Annotated in this window: 15 protein-coding genes and 1 riboswitch; of the genes, 8 read left to right on the top strand and 7 right to left on the bottom strand. The window is 65.6% G+C overall.

The genetic code is table 11. From position 1 onward, the window contains the following. The first annotated feature begins 9 nt into the window (after window positions 1–9). On the top strand, window positions 10–900 hold the full coding sequence (locus VMF11_11040) for a sulfite exporter TauE/SafE family protein (GenBank protein HTU70841.1): 891 nt from the start codon (window positions 10–12) through the stop codon (window positions 898–900). A gap of 240 nt (window positions 901–1140) precedes the next feature. On the opposite strand, the gene VMF11_11045 is transcribed toward VMF11_11040, so the two are convergent. From VMF11_11045 to VMF11_11060, 4 genes are all read right to left on the bottom strand, one after another. Beyond that, window positions 1141–2424, bottom strand: coding sequence for a cyclopropane-fatty-acyl-phospholipid synthase family protein (locus VMF11_11045; GenBank protein ID HTU70842.1), 1284 nt, complete (start codon window positions 2422–2424; stop codon window positions 1141–1143). Then, window positions 2421–3572, bottom strand: coding sequence for an amidohydrolase family protein (locus VMF11_11050; protein ID HTU70843.1), 1152 nt, complete (start codon window positions 3570–3572; stop codon window positions 2421–2423). The genes VMF11_11045 and VMF11_11050 overlap by 4 nt, the downstream gene beginning before the upstream one ends. Before the next feature lie 32 nt (window positions 3573–3604). Continuing rightward, window positions 3605–6202, bottom strand: a complete 2598-nt coding sequence (locus tag VMF11_11055; protein ID HTU70844.1) for a dynamin family protein — start codon at window positions 6200–6202, stop codon at window positions 3605–3607. 275 nt (window positions 6203–6477) lie between these two features. Next, entirely contained in the window at window positions 6478–7830 is a 1353-nt protein-coding gene (locus VMF11_11060) for a hypothetical protein (GenBank protein HTU70845.1), read from the bottom strand. A gap of 50 nt (window positions 7831–7880) precedes the next feature. Here VMF11_11060 and VMF11_11065 point away from each other — a divergent pair, with 50 nt between their 5' ends. Both VMF11_11065 and VMF11_11070 read left to right on the top strand, forming a co-directional pair. Beyond that, window positions 7881–9263: a PP2C family protein-serine/threonine phosphatase gene (locus VMF11_11065; protein HTU70846.1), complete on the top strand. Its 1383-nt coding sequence runs from the start codon at window positions 7881–7883 to the stop codon at window positions 9261–9263. Beyond that, the gene (locus tag VMF11_11070) at window positions 9250–9642 is read left to right on the top strand and encodes a hypothetical protein (GenBank protein HTU70847.1); all 393 of its coding nucleotides are present in this window, start codon (window positions 9250–9252) and stop codon (window positions 9640–9642) included. Before VMF11_11065 ends, VMF11_11070 begins: the two co-directional genes overlap by 14 nt. On the opposite strand, the gene VMF11_11075 is transcribed toward VMF11_11070, so the two are convergent. Both VMF11_11075 and VMF11_11080 read right to left on the bottom strand, forming a co-directional pair. Then, the gene (locus tag VMF11_11075; protein ID HTU70848.1) at window positions 9620–10393 is read right to left on the bottom strand and encodes an ABC transporter ATP-binding protein; all 774 of its coding nucleotides are present in this window, start codon (window positions 10391–10393) and stop codon (window positions 9620–9622) included. The two genes, VMF11_11070 and VMF11_11075, sit on opposite strands and share 23 nt — an antisense overlap. Beyond that, window positions 10390–11373, bottom strand: a complete 984-nt coding sequence (locus VMF11_11080) for an iron ABC transporter permease (protein HTU70849.1) — start codon at window positions 11371–11373, stop codon at window positions 10390–10392. The genes VMF11_11075 and VMF11_11080 overlap by 4 nt, the downstream gene beginning before the upstream one ends. Window positions 11374–11413: 40 nt before the next feature. Next, window positions 11414–11583, top strand: a riboswitch (cobalamin riboswitch). Window positions 11584–11620: 37 nt separating this feature from the next. Between VMF11_11080 and VMF11_11085 the strand changes: the two genes are divergently transcribed. The 5 genes from VMF11_11085 to VMF11_11105 are packed head-to-tail and all read left to right on the top strand — an operon-like array spanning window position 11621 to window position 16169. Continuing rightward, window positions 11621–12097 carry a hypothetical protein gene (locus VMF11_11085; GenBank protein ID HTU70850.1) on the top strand — a complete coding sequence of 159 codons (477 nt, stop codon included), beginning with the start codon at window positions 11621–11623 and terminating at the stop codon, window positions 12095–12097. Continuing rightward, on the top strand, window positions 12066–12644 hold the full coding sequence (locus tag VMF11_11090; GenBank protein ID HTU70851.1) for a cob(I)yrinic acid a,c-diamide adenosyltransferase: 579 nt from the start codon (window positions 12066–12068) through the stop codon (window positions 12642–12644). Before VMF11_11085 ends, VMF11_11090 begins: the two co-directional genes overlap by 32 nt. Continuing rightward, on the top strand, window positions 12638–14167 hold the full coding sequence (locus tag VMF11_11095; GenBank protein ID HTU70852.1) for a cobyric acid synthase: 1530 nt from the start codon (window positions 12638–12640) through the stop codon (window positions 14165–14167). The genes VMF11_11090 and VMF11_11095 overlap by 7 nt, the downstream gene beginning before the upstream one ends. Then, a complete protein-coding gene (gene cbiB / locus VMF11_11100; GenBank protein HTU70853.1) occupies window positions 14164–15084 on the top strand; it encodes an adenosylcobinamide-phosphate synthase CbiB in 921 nt (306 codons plus the stop codon). The genes VMF11_11095 and cbiB overlap by 4 nt, the downstream gene beginning before the upstream one ends. Beyond that, entirely contained in the window at window positions 15081–16169 is a 1089-nt protein-coding gene (locus tag VMF11_11105) for an aminotransferase class I/II-fold pyridoxal phosphate-dependent enzyme (GenBank protein HTU70854.1), read from the top strand. The genes cbiB and VMF11_11105 overlap by 4 nt, the downstream gene beginning before the upstream one ends. On the opposite strand, the gene VMF11_11110 is transcribed toward VMF11_11105, so the two are convergent. Next, the gene (locus VMF11_11110) at window positions 16121–18052 is read right to left on the bottom strand and encodes a TonB-dependent receptor (protein ID HTU70855.1); all 1932 of its coding nucleotides are present in this window, start codon (window positions 18050–18052) and stop codon (window positions 16121–16123) included. The genes VMF11_11105 and VMF11_11110 overlap by 49 nt on opposite strands. Window positions 18053–18086 lie beyond the last annotated feature (34 nt).

Raw genomic sequence — 18086 nt, forward strand, 5'->3', positions numbered from 1 at the left:
GGCGGCGATATGAGTGTCGTCGCCATTATTCTCGCCCTGCTGTGGATCATCGGTGCGATCTTTGCGGTCTTCTGGGCGGTCGAAGTCTGGCGGCGCAAGGAATTCGCGTGGCCGAGCCCCGTCGGACTCGGGATCGGGTTTCTGACCGATTTCTTCGATACGCTCGGCATCGGGTCGTTCGCGCCGACGACCTCGCTCTTCAAGTTCTTCAAGCTCGTCCCCGACGAAAAGATTCCCGGGACGCTGAACGCCGGTCATACGCTACCGACGATTACCGAAGCGCTGATCTATATCACGGTGATCGGCGTCGATCCGCTCACGCTGGTGCTGTTGATTGCCGCGTCGGTTGCGGGCGGCTGGCTCGGCGCCGGATTCGTGGCGCGCTGGCCGCGCCGCTACGTGCAGATCGGGATGGGCGGTGCGCTCGCGGTTGCCGCGCTGATCTTCGTGATGACGAACTTGCACTTGATTCCCGGCGGCGGCGACGCACTCGGGCTCTCCGGCGTGTTGCTCGTTGCCGGAATCATCGCAAACTTCGCGCTGGGCGCGCTGATGACGATCGGCATCGGCCTCTACGCGCCGGCGCTGATCCTCATCAGCCTGCTCGGCATGAACCCGCGCGCCGCGTTTCCGATCATGATGGGCTCGTGCGCGTTTCTGATGCCGGTAGCAAGCGCGCGTTTCGTCCGTTTCGACGCGTACCAGTTCAAGGCCGCGATCGGGCTGACGCTGGCCGGGATTCCGGGCGTGTTGATCGCCGCGTACATCGTAAAGTCGCTGCCGCTCAACGCGGTGCGCTGGCTGGTCGTCGTCGTCGTGCTGTACGCCGCGTTCACGATGCTGCGCTCGGCGTACGTGGAACGTGCGGAGTCGAGCGCGGCATTGTCATCCCAAGCGTAGGCGCGTAGGGCCGAAGTCTACAGAAGCACCACGCAACCGTTGGCAAGCGAAGGCTCGAAGTTTTGCTCCATTCGCAGGATGCGACCCTTCGAGGCTCGCCTTCGGCTCGCACCTCAGGGTGACGGAGCAACTGTCATCCTGAGGTGCACGAGCGCGCAGCGCGAGTGCCTCGAAGGACGCGAGCAGCGTCTTCGCGGGCAACGGTTGCGTGGTGCTTCCCTCGACTACGCTTCGCGGAGTTTACCCCGAGCGTGAGTCGAGGGGCCGGGATGACAAGTCGTACAGATCGCGGCGCGTGGGCGGGATGGTGACGCGGCCGCTCACGTCCGGACGCGCGAGCAGCGACTGATAGACGCCGATCGACGCGGCATCGAACGAGACGGCGCTCGCCGCCATGTATAAGCGCCAGACGCGATAGGCGGCCTCGCCCGCCCGCGCGATCGCCTCCTCACGATTGCGCTCGATATTGGCGACCCAGGCGCGCAGCGTGCGCGCGTAGTGCTCGCGTAGATTCTCGACGTCGCGCACCTCGAAGCCGGTTCGTTCCGCGATCGCAAGGCCGTCCGACACGGCGACCAAATCGCCGTCGGGAAAGACGTAGCGCTCGATGAAGGGATTGCGCGGCGGCCGCCGTCCCGGACTCTGTTCGGCGATGCCGTGATTGAGAAACAGACCTCCGGGGCGCAGCGCGGCGAAGGCTGAGCGAAAATACTCCGCGAGCTTGGGACGTCCGACGTGCTCGAACATGCCGATGCTCGCGATGCGATCGAAGGCGAGGCCGCGCAGCTCGCGATAATCGCGGTACTCGACCTTCGCGCGATCCGCAAGGCCCAACTCGGCGATGCGGCGATTCGCTTCGTCGTGCTGAACGCGGCTGAGCGTGATCCCGTGCGACCATGCACCGCGCTGTGCTGCCGCGATCACCAGCGATCCCCAGCCGCAGCCGATGTCTAAGAACGACATACCCGGCTGTAGGCGCAGCTTGCGCAGCACGTAGTCGAGCTTGGCCGCCTGCGCGCGGTCCAGATCGTCGATGCCGTCGTCATAGTACGCGCACGAGTACACCAGATCGCGATCGAGAAACGTGCGGTAGAACTCGACCGGATGGTCGTAGTGGTAAGAGATCGCAGCCCGATCGCGCCGGCGCGAATGGCGCCGTCCGTGCAATTGCGCACCCGCCGGTGAAGGCCGGGCCTCACGAGGAAGCTGTAGCAGCAGGTACGCAACGCGCGCGGTACGCACGCCGGAGCGGCGCTGATTCGCGGCGTTGAACGCCGTGATCGCCGCGACCAAATCGCCTTCGATATCGAGCGCGCCGCTGACGAACGCGGCTCCCATGTTGGCCTCGAGCGGAGGTGCGAGTGCGCTGCGGAGCGCCCCGGGTGAATTGATGACGAAGGTGAACGCCGGCGGCGTGGTCTTGCTCGGCAGCGTGCTTCCGTCCCAGAAGCGCACGTCGAAGTTTTGGGCGAACGCATTGCCGAAGACCGTCTCGAGCACGGCAGCAGCGCGCCGCGTCATCATGAGGCCAGCGTGGTGGTACCCGTGCGTAGACCATGGACCGCCGTGCCGCCGATCATCGTGCCGATGATCTTGTACTCGCTGTCCCAAAACGAGAGATCGGCGCGCAGCCCCGGCGCGATTCGCCCCATCTCGTTTTCGAGTCCGATCAGCTTGGCCGGCGCGTGCGTCGCCGCCATGACCGCCTCGGCGAACGAAATATCGGCGTACGACATGAAATTGCGCACGGCCTGATCCATACGCAGCGCGCTGCCGGCGATCGTGCCGTCAGGCGCGCGCATGACGCCGCCCACGATGCGATAGCCGGCGTCGACCGGCGGCATCAGATCGCTGGCGAGCACGACGCGGTCGCCGACCGTGCGATACAGAATGTCGACCATCACCGGCGCGACGTGATAGCCGTCGCTGATCACCTGCACCATCGTCCGGCGATCTTGGATGAATGCCGCGAGAATGGAGGGATCGCGGTGAATGAGGGGCGGCATACCGTTGAACGCATGGGTCAGCGAACGAAAGCCCAAGCCGATTGCGAGCAATCCGTCGCCGTAGCGCGCGCTCGTGTGCCCGGCCGAGCATACGACGCCGTGCTCCAGGAAGACGCGCATCGCATCGGCCGCGCCTTCGATCTCGGGCGCCATCGTCACCAGCAGACATGCACCTTTACAGGCGTCGACCATCTCTTTCGCGCGCGTTGCCGAAGCGGGGATGAGCCACTCCGCGCGATGCACCCCGCGGAATTTCATGTTGAGAAACGGCCCTTCGAAATGAATGCCGAGGCAGCGCGCGCCGCGCGGTTCGTCCTCTTCGAGATCGTGCGCCGCATCGACCACGGCCGAGGCGATGTGCAGCATCGATTCAAACGGCGCCGTCATCACGCTCGCGACGAAACCGGTGGCTCCCATTCGCGCGTATTCGGCGGCTGCGACCGGGACGGCGTAACCCTGATCGCGATTGAAGAGCATGTCGCCCGCACCGTTGGTATGAACGTCGATCAGACCGGGAGCGATGCTGCTGCCGGGCGGAAGCGGATAATCCGAAGGACCATCGGCGGGAAGAATGGCGGCGATGCGCCCGTTCTCGATGGCAATGCGGCCGACCGTCGACGTTCCGTCACCGACGGCCAAGAAAGCTGGACCTAACGTGGTGCTCATGACCGGGTTATCGCTCTTCGACACCGTCCGGTTCAGCGCCCCTTGCCGAACATACGTGCGAAGAAGTTCGGCGGCCGCTCGGCGGGCGTCGCCGAAACGACTGCGGCGCGCGCCAAGCGCTCCAAGCGAGCCATGTGGCTCTCCGCGTGCGCTTCGAGCGTCGCGCGCAAGGCTGCCGTCTCGTTCCATCCCGCCGGTGCGCGATGCATCCGTCGCGCTGCGTTATATTCCAACGCCGAAACGACGAAGATGCGCTCCACGGCGATATTGCGCTCGCGCAGATAGGTTTGCGCGAGTTCGACCACGTGCCGCCGCTCGCTGGGAGCCTCGTTATCGGCGATGGTGTGCGCAAAGAGCATCGGCTTGTTGAACTGGGCGATGCGTTCGTAGAGGTTCAATTCACGGTCGGAGAGCTGACGCGAGAAGAGAGCGAGGACCTCGCTCGCGTGCGAGGCGACCACGACGTTGACGTCTTCGGCGTCGGGCTCGCCCGAATCAAACGCGGGCGCGTGAACCAGAACGAGTTCACGCGGGAGCGACCACGGCACCAGCACCAGAACCGGCGCGTGTTCGGCGGCGGCGGTCGCGCTCTCGAAGGGTATCTCACTCCAATCGCCGTCTGCGACCAGTGTGAACGCCGCGTTCCGCTCGCCGTAGCGCACGTGGATGGGAAAACGCGCACTGCCGGCGACGTCGTCGTTGAGGACGTTCGTTTCGGCAAAGGCGTTGATCAAGCTCGTCTTGCCGCGCCGCAGCGCGCCGAGTACGGCGACTCGCCAGCGTGAGGGGCGCAAACCCCCGCCGTAGCGATCGCGGTCGAATGACGCATCGGCGTGGGAACGGCGCACGGTCTCGGAGCCCGGATCGGCCGGCGCAATCTCTTCCTCGTACTCCATGAATCCGTCGACGATTCTACGCACCGTTTCGAGTTCGCGCGAGAGCGCGGCTGCGCGCGTCTCGAGCTCCGTGCGCAGCGCGGGAACACGACCTTCGCGACGCGCGGTTAGCGCTCGATCGACGCTGCCCAGATCCGCATCGCGCCGCTCGAGCACGGCAATCGCAATCGCCTGCGTCAATTCGTCGTAGATGCGCTGCAAGCGCGCGCCGATACGGTCGGCAAAGGCCTGTACGTCGGTGGTGAACCGCGGAAAGATTTCGGTTCGCAGATCGGCGGTCAACTCGCGCTTCATGTAGCTTCCGGCCTGACGGTCGCGGAAACGCGTGGCGATGTCGTGCACGAGTCCGATCGCCGGTCCGCCGATCGCCTCGAGCACGATTGTGGCAGCGACGGCATGACGGACCTCGCCGGTCCACAGGCTCGTGCCGGGCTCGGCGCCGAAGGCGCGCGCGGCGGCGTCGTTTGCGGCGAAACGCAGCGGAAGGATCGTTTCGGCCCCCTTGACGGTAATGTCGATCTGATCGCCGACGCGGCCGGCCGCATCGTGCGCGAATTCTTCGACGACGTGTGCGACCACGCGATCGACGATGATGTTCAGCCGCTCGCGGTCGCGCAGACGGCTGATGTCCGCGGTGTCGATCGCCTGCGCGAGCGCGCGTTCCAAATCGCCGGCGAGCTGCGCGCCGCGCTGATGGATCGATGCGCGGGTCGCAATTCCCGACTGCAGCAGTGCATCGCCGCGGCGCCGTGCGTCCTCGTCGAGCCGCTGCAGGGCCGGCTGCACCTGCGCGCGGCGTTGGTCGAGCGCATCCCGGTCGAGCGCCAGCATCGCCAAGTCGTGCTCGATCTGCGAGCGCGCGCCGTCGACCGCGGACGCGACGTGATCGCGCGCTCGCTGCAAGCGGGCGCGTCCGGTACGGCGGATCAACGACGCGTCGAGCGCCTGCAAAAACTTCGGAAAGCGGCTGGCCTCGATCTTGGCCTCGTCGTGCTCGAGCTTCCCGTCGACGTACTCGCGGGCCGAGAGCGCGTACACGTAGGTTCCCGGCGCGTGCACTGCCGCGAGCGCCGCGATCCGCTCGTAGGCGGCTTCCCATGCCGGCCGGCCATCACCCTGCGGCTGCTGCCAGAGATCGATCTTGGTTTGCACGATGAAAATCGAATCGATGTGCTGCCGGATGATTCCCAAGAACGAGGCATCGCCTTCCGAAAACGGTTGCTGCGTGTCGATCAGGTACAGCACGGCGTCCGCGGTCGGTAAGAACTGCAGCGTCGCGCGCCGGTGCGCCGGGTCGATCGAGGCGAGTCCGGGCGTATCTGCGAGCACGAATCCGCGCCGCAGAAGAGGCGAGTCGGTCTTGACGATCACCCGCGTTGGTCCGTTGTTCTCGGTTCCCGTCGTGAAACGGTTCAGCGCATCGAGCGGAATGCGCTCCCTTCGCCCGTCTTCGAAGATGGCCGTAGCTTCGTCGGATGATCCCGCTTCGAGTTCGGTGATCGTCGCCGTCGTCGGATTGATGTCGACGGCGAGCAGTCCAAATTTCTCGAGCAGGGCGTTGAGCAGAAACGACTTACCGCTCGAGAATTCGCCGACGACCGCGAGAAGGAAGGTGGCGCGTTGCAAACGGGCGCGTACGTCTGCGACCGCTTTCCGGCGCCCCTCGCCGATCTGCTCCTCGATCACGAGCAGACGCGCGACGAGATCGTCGCGCGTCCGTTCGTACCGGCGCATCGCATTAGAATCTACTCTAGACAACTACTATACGCGCGCCTACTGTAGTAGCCGGGAACGTTACTCATCAAGCCCGATTCCCGGCTGTACAGGGTAGATAGTGCTCCTAGGCACGGCGCCAAAGCCATCAGCACCGCTGTTCCGGCGTCGGGCTTTTATTCGGCGCTTATTGGCCGGGCGGGTTCTTTGTGGTTTTGGAGCCAGCCACGCAAGCCAAGTCGGCAACTTCATTCCCAATATTCCTCGCGGTCGGCCGGCCTTATCCTGCTCGAATACTAAGGCTTTCGGATAACCGCCAGAGCCTCGTCGCGATGCTGCTCCATCAATTCTTTGGTGTCTCCCTCGACGTTGAGACGCACGAGCGGCTCGGTATTCGAGGGTCGAACGTTCATCCACCAATGGGGATAGGAGATCGTAACGCCGTCGAGATGATCGATCTGCGCATCCTGATAATGCCGCTCGAGCTCGGCGAGTTTTCGCGGAATGTCCTTGACCTCGGTGTTGATCTCGCCCGAACGGAAACGCGTGTCGATCGGCGCGATCACCGCGCTCACCGGTTTAGCGGCTTCACTGAAGAGTTCCAAGCATTGCATGAGCGCGATCATGCCCGAATCGGCGTACCAATTGTCCTTGAAGTAAAAATGGCCCGAGTGTTCGCCGCCGAAAACGATGTCTTGGTCGCGCATCGTTCCCTTGATGATCGAGTGTCCGACTTTGGAGCGAATCGGTACTCCGCCAGCGCGCTCAACCAGCTCCGGCACGCTGCGCGAGCAGATGAGGTTGTAGAGGATCTTCGCGCCGGGATGCTTTTTCAAGGTATTCAGTGCCACGAGTGCCGTGACCGTACTTCCGTCGATCAAATCGCCCCGCTCGTCGACGATGAACATCCGGTCCGCGTCGCCGTCGAATGCCACCCCGAGATCGCATCGATGTTTGCGAACCGCCGCTTGGAGATCGAGCATGTTCTCGGGCTCGATCGGGCTCGCCGGATGATTCGGGAAGGTACCGTCGAGTTCGAAATAAAGTGGGATCACCTCGCAGGGCAGATGCTTGAAGACGTGCGGAACGGTTTCGCCGGCCATGCCGTTGCCGGCATCGATCGCGACTTTGAACGGTTTGACGATGCTTCGATCGATGAACGAGAGGCAGTGTTCCGCAAAGTCGTCGAGGATCGAACGCTGCGCAATGCTTCCGATTCTCGAACCGGGAGCGGGCACGTTGCCGGATGCGATTTGATCGCGGATCCGGCCCAGACCGGTATCGAGGGAGATCGCTTCCGCCAGGGCGCGGGTGAATTTCATTCCGTTGTAATTGGCCGGATTGTGCGAGGCCGTGATCATCACGCCGCCGTCGAAACCGTAGCGCCCGACGGCAAAGTAGAGTGCGTCGGTCGATACCCTTCCGATATCGGTGACGTCGGCGCCGGCTTCGGTCGCGCCGCGCGCCAGAGCGGAAAAGATCCGTGCGCCCGACGGTCGCATGTCGCGTCCGATCACGATGCGCTTCCCAGACACCAGCGGAACGAAGCAGCGTCCGATGAGGTAGGCGATCTCATCATTGAGCTCTGACGGATAAATTCCGCGAACGTCGTACGACTTGAAGAGCCCAGGCTGTATCTGCACCTGCATGATCGATACGATTTCGGAAGGGTAAATGATCCTACCCCCTGCGCCGCGCCATGAAGACTCCTAGGGCGCCGTTCCTGCGCGTTCCCGGGGCAGTGGTATGGACCACCTTTCTGGTGGTCGTCCTCGCCATTGCCGTTCAGGGCGCCTTCGCGACCAGGGCGAATATTGCGCGGACGTTCGATGCGCAGTCGCACATCGTGCAGGCGCAATTGGAACTCGAGGAACTTCTCCGCCTCCAGATCGATGAGGAGAATTCCGTTCGCGGCTACATTCTCACGCGCGATCCTTTCTATCGGCAGCAGTACGCCGCCGCGGCGCAGGCATTCAACCAGAAGGTTGCTGCCGTTGCCCAGGTCCTGGAGCGGCAAAATCTCCAGGACGCGGAGCGCACCCTCGAAGACTACGTTTCGTTACAGAGTAACTGGCGAAGAAAAATCGCCGGACCGGAACTCGCGGCGCCGGGCCACGACGTCACGGAAATCGACAAGGAGAATAAGGCGTTCTCCGACTACGAGAGCGAAACCGCCGACTTCATTCGCAACGCGCTTGCCAAACGTAACGAGACGCTTACACGCTCCACCCAGGAGCAGATCGATCGCGACACCTGGACGCGAACGTTCTGGCTCGCGCTCTTCGGTCTGCTGGCGATTCTCTTCAACGGTTTTCGGTCTCGTCTCGTCAGCGAGCTCGAGGAAGAGCGTACCACGACCGAGATCCTCCAGCGCGCGTTTCGCAGCGAGCACATTCCCCTACCCAACTGTGAAGTCGGAAGCGCATATCTTTCTGCCGGCAGCCATCTCGCCGTCGGCGGCGACGTCTACGACGTCTATCGTCTCTCCGATACGCTCGCCATGGTCTTCATCGCCGACGTCAGCGGCAAGGGCGTCGACGCCGCGGTGCTGACCGCGTTCATCAAATTTACGATCCGCGGGATCGCGCTGCGCCGCCGCGATCCCGGCGCGATGCTCGCCGAGTTCAACACCGCGTTCGCACAGACGGTCGAAAACCCGGATTTGTTCGTCTCGATGCTGGTCGGGGTGCTCGATACCCAAACGCTGCAGTTCCGCTACGCCAGCGCAGGACATGATTCGGCCTTTCTGCGCCGGGGCACCGAGGTCAAACAGTTGGCCGTGACCGGGCCGGTCCTCGGCGTCATGGAGGAGCCGTTCGAAACGAGAACGCTCTTTCTGGGCGAAGGCGATACGCTGGTACTTGCAACCGATGGTTTGACCGAAGCGCGAAACCGGCAGGGCGAACCGCTCTACGAGCAGGGCGCGATGGAACTGATCGCTACCACCAATCCGCAGCCGCAGCTGCTCGCCGACGAAGTAATTGCCCAGGTGAAGGCGCTGGGCGGCAACCAGACGCGCGACGACGTCGCCGTACTCGCGATTCGCGTCCACGAGCCGGGAGGTTCGGATGCGAGCGATTAGCATTGTCGTTGCGTTGTTGCTCGTCATCGCGCCCGGCGTGGTGATGGCAGACTGTCATGTTGGCGTGAAGCAGCGCGTCGTGCTGTACGGAACGAGCGACGACCCCGACGTCTTCGTGTGGGATTCACGTTTTCGTTTGCGCGACTACGAGGCCGGTACGTTCGATCAAGCACGAGCACTGCTTCCGCACGCCACGCTCGTACGTCCGGGAACGCGCGCGGTCATCGAAGCCTGCGTTTCCAACTTCGTTCAATCGAAGTACGGCATGCAGCCCGACGATGCGGTGGGCATCGTGATCGTCACGGGGCCGCTGCACGGGCAGCGCGGATGGGTGCTCGGGTCGGCCGTTCGCGCGATCATTCGCCCCGGACGGCCGTGAAAACGCGCGGTCCCTGCGGCGTATCGACGCGCAGCACCCCGACCCCGTACGCCTCCTCGATCAGCTGGGGAACCAGCACGCGATCCGGAACGTCGCATGCCAGCATGCGTTCGCACCCGAGCAGCAGCAAACGATCGGCGTAGGCCGCGGCGTCGTTGAGATCGTGGAGCACGCACACGACCGTGCGTCCGTCGCGCGCCAGATCCCGCAGCAACGCCAAGATCTCGTGCGCGACACGCACGTCGAGATGACTCGTCGGCTCATCGAGCAGAATCACCGGCGTCGCTTGCGCGAGACCCATCGCGATCCAGATGCGCTGCCGCTCGCCGCTCGAGAGCGTGGTGAAGAGGCGCTCCGCCTCGCGCGTCATCTGGACGGCGCGCAGCGCGCGCTCGACGGCCTCGTGGTCCTGCGGGTTCGGATTCCACTCCCACCACGGATGATGCGGATAGCGGCCGATTGCCACCACGTCGCGCACGCGCAGGGATTCGATCATCGCGTCATCGGCGGTGACGAAGGCGATCGCCCGCGCCCGCGCCGCGACGGAAAGCGAGCGCAGTGCCCGACCGTCCACCGCGATCGTCCCTTCGAGGACGGGCCGGATGCCGCACATCGCCCGCAGGAGCGTCGTCTTGCCGACGCCGTTGGGGCCGAGCACGGCGAGGAATTCGCCGGCTGCGATCCGCGCGTGGATTCCGCGCACGAGGGTTCGTCCGGGCACGCCGATCGCGACGCCGTCGAGCGCGATCACGCCGTTTGCTCCTGATGCAGATACAAATAGAGAAACGCGGGAACGCCGATGAAGGCGAGCAGCACACCGATCGGGAGCTCTGAAGGTGCGATGATGCTGCGTGCGACGGCGTCGGCGAGCGCGCAAAGCGCGGCGCCGCACATCGCGGAGGCGGGAATGAGAAGACGGGCGCGCGATCCGACCAGACGGCGCGCCACGTGCGGCACGATCAATCCGATGAAACCGATCATGCCGGCGAGTGCGACGCTCGCCGCCGCGAGCAGTGAGGTGGCGGCGAGGATCAGCCACTGCGCGCGATCGACGTCGACGCCCACCGTGCGCGCGCGGATGTCGCCGACGCGCAAGGCGTCCAAGGCGGGAGCGGCGAGTGCGGCGAGCCCGGCGCCGATCAGCACGTAGGGCATCGCGAAGAGGAGATCGCTCCAGCCGCGTCCCGCCATCGAGCCGGCGAGCCACGCCAGAATCGACTGCGCTGCGTCGGGCGAGTCGGAGCGCGCGATCGCGAAGACGACGATCGCCGAGAAGAGCGCCGAGATCGAGATACCGGCCAAGATGAGACGATTCGCGTCGACTCCGCCGCCGCGGCGCGCGAGCGCCGCCACGATCACCGCCGTGAGCAGGCCGGCGATGAAGCCGAGGGCAGGAAGGAGCGGTGCCGCGACTCCGGCGAGGATGGCTAACGCGATCGCGGCGGCCGCGCCCGCGCTCACGCCGGTGAGATACGGATCGACCAGCGGGTTGCGCAGCATGCCCTGCAGCAACGCGCCGCCGGTTGCCAGCGCAGCGCCGACCACCGCTGCGATAGCAACGCGCGGCAGCCGCAGCTGCCAAACGATCGTCGCGACGTCATTGCTCGAATGCGGATGCAGCAACGCCGCCAGGATCGCGCTCGGTGCAATGCTGCTGCCGCCGGCGAGCAGACTGGCGAAGAACGCGAGCAGCACCAGCAGCCCAATCAATGCGAAACGAAACGAAACCACTGGAGGCGCGTTGGCGCCAGGAGATTGCCTGCCCTACTCGTGAAGTACGAAAGCGGCTCGTGTGGATCGGAAGCCGGTGGAAATCCGGCACGGTCGCGCCACTGTATGCGGGAAGCGGGCGAGGTCACTTTCGTGAAGAGGGGAAGGCCGCGCCGGATCGCGAGGATCCGCAAAGTCAGGATACGTCCGGCGAGCATTTTGGAACCGATCGTTCCTCTACTCCGTCACCTCGCGAAAGGGTCACGAGATGTTCTTCGCTCTTCCGTTCATCGCGCTCTTTTCGGTCGGCGTCGCCTGTTCGCTGATCGGCTGCATCGTGCCGCTGGCGGCGATCGCCGCCGTAACCGCGTCCGCTCTGCGCTTGCGCGACGGATTACTCTTGGTTGCGGGCGTCTGGTTCGCGAACCAGTTCATCGGGTTCGCCGTGCACGGTTATCCGGTGAACGCGAACACGCTCGCCTGGGCGGCGGCGCTTGCTCTTGGGACCGGCGCTGCATTTTTCGTGGCGCGCGCCGTTAAGCATCCGTTGATAGGCTTCGCTTCCGCCTTCGCCGCGTTCGAGCTGGTGCTGATGCTTTTCAGCGTTCCGCTGGGAGGTTGGGACGCGTATGCGCCGCGCGTTCTCTTCGAGGTGTTTGCGGTCAATGCGGTCTGGTTTGCGGCTGCGTATCTCGTGCTTCGGGTGGTGAGCCGTGGCTTCGATCTCGACCCGTCGCGGCGATGACGGAAGCACCGCCTCGCCCGGCGGTACGCGCCTTTCGAAAGGCGATCTTCGCGTTGAAGCCTCGGGCTCTATCGACGAACTCAACAGTACGCTCGGGGTGGCGCGCGCGTTTTGCGAAGATGCCGAACTCGCCGCCATCGTCCTAAGCATCCAGCGGCTGCTCTTTCCGATCGGCTCGGCGCTCTCGACCAAGCCCGGCGGGCGCCGTCCCGTGCCGGTCATCGGCGACGAGATGGTCGAGATGCTCGATGGGCTGGTCGAGCGCTACGAGGCCATGCCCGGCATCGTGCGCGACTGGACGATTCCGGGAGGACACCGCACCAGCGCGCACTTCGAAGTTGCGCGCACGGTGTGCCGGCGCGCCGAACGCAACATCGTTCGTCTGATCGCCTCCGGCGAAGAGGTTCAGAAGAACGTACTGCGCTTCATCAACCGCCTCTCCGACCTGCTCTGGCTCTACGCACGAACGCGCGATGCCGCGCACGGGGTCGACGCTCGTCTTCGCGACGAAGCGCATCCCGGGCCACCGTGGTCGCGCGCATGGTAGCGTCTTCGTCGCGCGCCGCCGCGATCATGGTGCTGGGAACCGCCTCACACGCGGGCAAGTCCGTGATCGCGACCGCGCTCTGCCGCATCTTCGCGCGAAGGGGCATGCGCGTGGCCCCGTTCAAGGCGCAAAATATGTCGCTCAACTCGGCGGCCACGCCCGATGGACTCGAAATCGGGCGTGCGCAAGCACTGCAGGCGGAGGCCGCCGGCCTCGCGCCGCGCACCGACATGAACCCGATCTTGCTCAAGCCGATGTCCAACGCCGGCTCGCAGGCGGTGGTGAACGGACGTGTTTTCGGGGTGTTGGACGCGCGGGACTTCACCGGTGAGCGCAAGCGCGTCTTTTGGCCACACGTCGTCGGTGCCTATGAGCGGCTCGCGGCGGAGTTCGAGTTGATCGTGATCGAAGGGGCAGGTTCTCCGGCGGAGATCAACCTGCGCGCGAGCGACATCGTGAACATGCCGGTCGCGCACCTGGCGGATGCGCGTTGCATGCTCGTTGCCGACATCGATCGCGGCGGAGCATTTGCCGCGGTCGCGGGGACGGTGGATCTGCTCGACTCGGCCGATCGCGCACGGGTCGCGGGTTACGTCTTCAATAAGTTTCGCGGCAACGCGTCGCTGCTGAACACCGGCATCGCGGCGCTTTTCGAACGCTCGGGCATTCCGTGCCTTGGCATCGTGCCCGCTCTTGACATGACCGGTCTCGATGAGGAAGACGGCGTGACCGTCGAACGCCGGCGCGAGCGCGGGTGGGATGAAGCCGGCGATCGGCTGCGCATCGCGGTCGTAGCGTTGCCGCATATCGCAAACTTCACCGACTTCGACGCGCTGGAAGAAGAGCCGTCGGTCGATCTGATGTACACACGAAATTCCTGCGCGATCGCTAGCGCCGACGTCGTGATTCTTCCCGGAACGAAGGATACGATCGGCGATCTACGGTGGATGCGTGAGCGAGAGCTCGATCGCGCGGTCGCTGCACGAGCATCGCGCGCGGGCGGAATCGCGATCGGCATCTGCGGCGGCATGCAGATGCTGGGCATCTCGATCGACGACCCGCTGCGGGTCGAGTCCGGGGGAAGCTGCGCGGGTCTGGGACTGCTCGACCTGCGTTCGCGCTTTGCGGCTGAAAAAACGACGATCTGTGTACGCGGGGAGTCGACCGCCTTCGGAACGCGGGTCGCGATCGACGGTTACGAGATTCACGTCGGGGTCACCGAATACGGCGCAGGTGCGGCACCGTTTGCGCAGCTGCGCTGCGGTGATGACGGAACGCATCGCAACGGTGCCCTCGCCTTGGGTGGCCGCATCCTCGGGACCTACGTGCATGGGCTCTTCGCCCCCGACGAGCCGCGCCACGCGTTTATCGCGTGGGCGCGGGCGTTGTGCGGCCGCGCGCCCGCGGCGCACCTCGAGGCCGTGCAGGCGCGACGGCACGCGCGGATCGACGCGCTTGCCGACGCCGTGGAAGCGGCGCTCGACCTGGGGGCGCTGCTGCCCGCGGAAACACTCGCTCGGTGAAACGCGCTTCGACGATCGCGTATGCCGGACTGCTCGATCTCCTCGCCGGCGACCCGCTCGCGCTTCCGCATCCGGTCGCTGCGATCGGCGCGGCCGTGCGTTTCGCCGAACCGCGGGCCCGAAGACGAATGCGCGACGAGCGTTTCGCCGGAGCGGTGGTCACGCTGGCGATCGTCGGCGCGGCGGCGGCTGCCGGCGCGATCCTCGAACGTGCGCCGCTTGCGTTGCGTGCGCTCGCGGCAGCCAGCACGCTCGCCTGCGGTAGTCTGCTCGATCATGCAGCTGCCGTGCGCGATGCGCTGGAGAGCGGTGACGTCGATGCGGCGCGCAGGGCGGTTTCGCGGATCGTCGGCCGGGACGTTGCGGATCTGACCGGCCCACAGATCGCGCGCGCGGCGATCGAGGCGTTGGCCGAGAGCACGTGCGATGGGGTCGTCGCGCCGCTGCTTTTTTTGGCTGCGTTCGGTCTGCCGGGCGCGTTCGCGTATAAAGCGATCAATACGCTCGACTCGCTGATCGGACACATCGAACCACCCTACCGTCGCTTCGGCGAGGCGGCGGCGCGCCTCGACGATTTGGCGAACCTGCTTCCCGCTCGCGTCAGCGCGGCGCTGATCTCGCTGGCCGCATTGCTCGGCGGCGGCAACGCGCGTGCTGCGCTTGGGCTCGCGCTTCGCGACGGTCTGCGTCATCGCAGCCCGAACGCAGGGGTCAGCGAAGCGGCCATGGCCGGGGCATTGGGTGTCCGGCTCGGCGGACGATCGAGCTACGATGGGATACCGCACGACGCGCCGGTCATCGGCGCGGAATACGAGCCGCCATCCGTCCGCGACGTGCGGCGCGCGATGCAGATCGTATTCATCGCCGGCTTGCTGAGTATCGTCATCACCGCGCTGCCGGTACGAGACCGCCGATGAGCGTGGTGCACGGCGGCGATCTGCATGCGGTTGCGCGGCGGCACGGCGTCGACGCGGCGACGCTCGTCGATTTCAGCGCGAACATCGCGCCCGATGGACCGCCGCCCGGTGTAACTCGCGTACTTGCGCAGGCCGCGATTGCGCCGCGAATGCTCGCGCCGTATCCTTCTCGGTCGTACGCGCCGCTGCGCGCGCAGATCGCCTCGGCACTCGAGGTCGGACCGGAGGCGGTCGTATTGGGGCACGGCAGCGCGGCACTGATCGATATCGCCGTGCGTACCGCCGGCGCCTCCGAGTGGCTCGTTCCCGTTCCCGCCTTCAGCGAGTACGAGCGCGCACTGCGCGCCGCCGGCGCCCGCCTGGTACCTTTCAGCTTGCCTGCGAACCTGGAACTCGACGTTGCCGAGTTCACCCGATCGTTGCAGGCGCGTCCGCGAGCCGGCGCCCTGGTCAATACGCCGCACAATCCCTCGGGATCGGCGCTGCAGCGCGGCGAAGCGCTCGCCCTGCTCCGCAATTGCCGGGAAATGCAGCGTCCACTCGTCGTCGACGAGGCGTTTGTCGAGTACGCGCCCGAGCGTTCGATCGTACGCGACGCGGTTTGCTCTGGGCATGCGATCGTGCTGCGCTCGCTGACCAAGTTCTACGCCCTCGCGGGCGTGCGTATCGGGTACGCGCTCGCGCATCCCGATCTCGCGCACGCCATGCGCGAGCGCTCGCCATCCTGGCCGGTCGGAACACTGGACGAAGCGATTGCGCTCGAGGCGCTGCGCGACGAGCGCTACGCGGTACGGACGCGCGAGAACAACACGCGTGCGCGCGAGGACCTTGCGCGCGACCTGCGCGCGTTGGGACTGCGCGTCTTTCCTTCGGTCGCGAACTTCCTCCTGATCGAATTGCCGGTCGCGCCGCGGCATCTCGAGGTCGCGTTGCGCGCGTTGATCGAGGACGGAATCGTCGTGCGCGACTGCCGCAGCTATGCGGGGCTCGAGCACGGCACCGCGATCCGTGTTGCCGTGCTCGATCGAGCGCAAAATCAGCGGCTCGTCAATTCGATCGCAAAGGTGCGTCCCGGCATCGGATAGCCCCAGACCGCCGCGTACCGTTCGTTACCCAAATTGTAGCCGCGCAGCGTGAGCAGCACGTGACCCGAAACGCGCAGGCTCGTGTAGCCGGTAAGGTCGCTGTACGCCGCCGGCTGGTAGAAGAGCGGCTGCGTCGGATCGAGCGCTCCCTGCGGGCCCACCGACTGCTCGGTGATCCCGGCTGCGTGGACGAACGCCTGCGGGCCGCCGGAGTATCGCAATCCGAGCGTTATATTGAAGACCGGGTAGCTCAGCGTCGGATAATCCGGCAGGCGCGTCCGCGCATCGAGATCTTGCGCCAAACAGAGATCGGTCGCGCTGAGCACTGCCGTGATCCCGTGCGCCGGCAGGGTCTGCGCGTCCAAGGTGAGTCCCGCGATATGGGCGTGGTCGACGTTCTGCGGCGCATAGACCGGGAACGTGCCCGGCGGCGCGGTGACCGGATTGCAGTACTCGAGGCACGTCGGCACGATCAGGTCGCGCGTGGCGTTGTCGAACCATCCCAGTGAGATGCCGCCAAGTACGCGGTCGTCGCTCAATGTAACGTCGCCGACTTTCGCACGCTCGGGCTGCAGGAGCCCGAAGCCTTGCACCACCGATCCATAATTCGGATAGTACAGCTCGGTCGCGTTGGGGGCGCGGAACGCGGTGGCGGCGTTGACCTTGAACGTGAGGGCGTTGGAGAGATTTGCGCGCCAGCCGACCGAGGGCGAGAACTCTCCGCCGAGTGCGCCGTCGCGTTCGCCGCGAACGCCCGCATAGAATTCATCGCGCGTGCCGATCCAGGTTTGCTGAACGTACGCCGCGCTCTGAGCCAGGGCCGCGCCGATGACCGGGTCGCCGTTGCCGTCGTTGACCTGGACGATGCCGCGCGAAAGATCGATGCCGTAGATGGTGCGCTCGCCCCCGCCGGTGACGACGTCGCGGAGGCTCACTCCGCTTCGCATTTCGGTATCGAGCGACGGCGAAAGTTGAAAGCAGTACGCATCCGTGGCGGCGTCGCAGTCGAACGTGACTTGCTGACTCGAACCCTCGAAACTCGCGCTTACGTTCGAGCGCGCGCGGCGCGTCGAGAGGGTCAGGACGCCGTCGTCGTTGACGTCGTGCTCGCGGCTGGTCGGCGAGTAATCAGGAAACAAACCGGTCGCGCCCAAGTCGTCGCTCGCCGCCGAGGCGTGGAAGGCGAGCGCGAACGCGCCGAGCGTGCGTTCGAGGCCGTAGCGCGCGGTCGTCGCCTCGTAGTCGCTGTCATTGCGCGTGGCGGGATTCGCGGCGCCGCCGGTCGAGCTCTCGGGCAGGGCGTAGGCGTTGTTCGCGACGATGCGTTCGAAGCCGAAGCCCGCGTCCTCGACCTCGAGCTCGCGATCGTCGAAGGTGCCGTAGCGCAGTGTCGCGCTCGGCGGCGCGTGCTGCGCGTCGGTAATGACGTTGATGATGCCGCCGATTGCGCCCGTACCGTAGAGCGTCGATCCGCCGCCCTCGACGACCTCGATGCGCTCGACGCCGACGGTCGACATCGTCCCGAGCGCAACCGAGTCGGCGAGCCCCCCCGGCGCGGGCGCGCCGTCGATGAGCACCAGGACCTCGGTCGAATCGCTGCCGCGGATACCGTAGTCGACCGACGCGCCGATCGGGCCGTAGTTCAAGATTTGCACGCCGGGAACGTCCGCCAGCGCATCGGCGACGGTGCGGTAGCCGTTGCGCGCAATATCGGCTGCGCTGACGACGTAGGTCGTGCGCACGCTGTTGCCCAGTGTTTCGTCGGTACGATCCGCGGTAACGACGTGCGCGATCTGCGGCAGCGCCGATGGCGTCGGGGATGGAGAAGGAGAGAACGGAATGACGGCTGCGGCGAGCGCGCGCAGCGCGAGAAGCGGGAACATGGCAAGCCTTCCTTTTCGCGAGGAATGGGTGATG

The sequence above is a fragment of the Candidatus Baltobacteraceae bacterium genome (assembly GCA_035502855.1).
Lineage (GTDB): Bacteria > Vulcanimicrobiota > Vulcanimicrobiia > Vulcanimicrobiales > Vulcanimicrobiaceae > Aquilonibacter.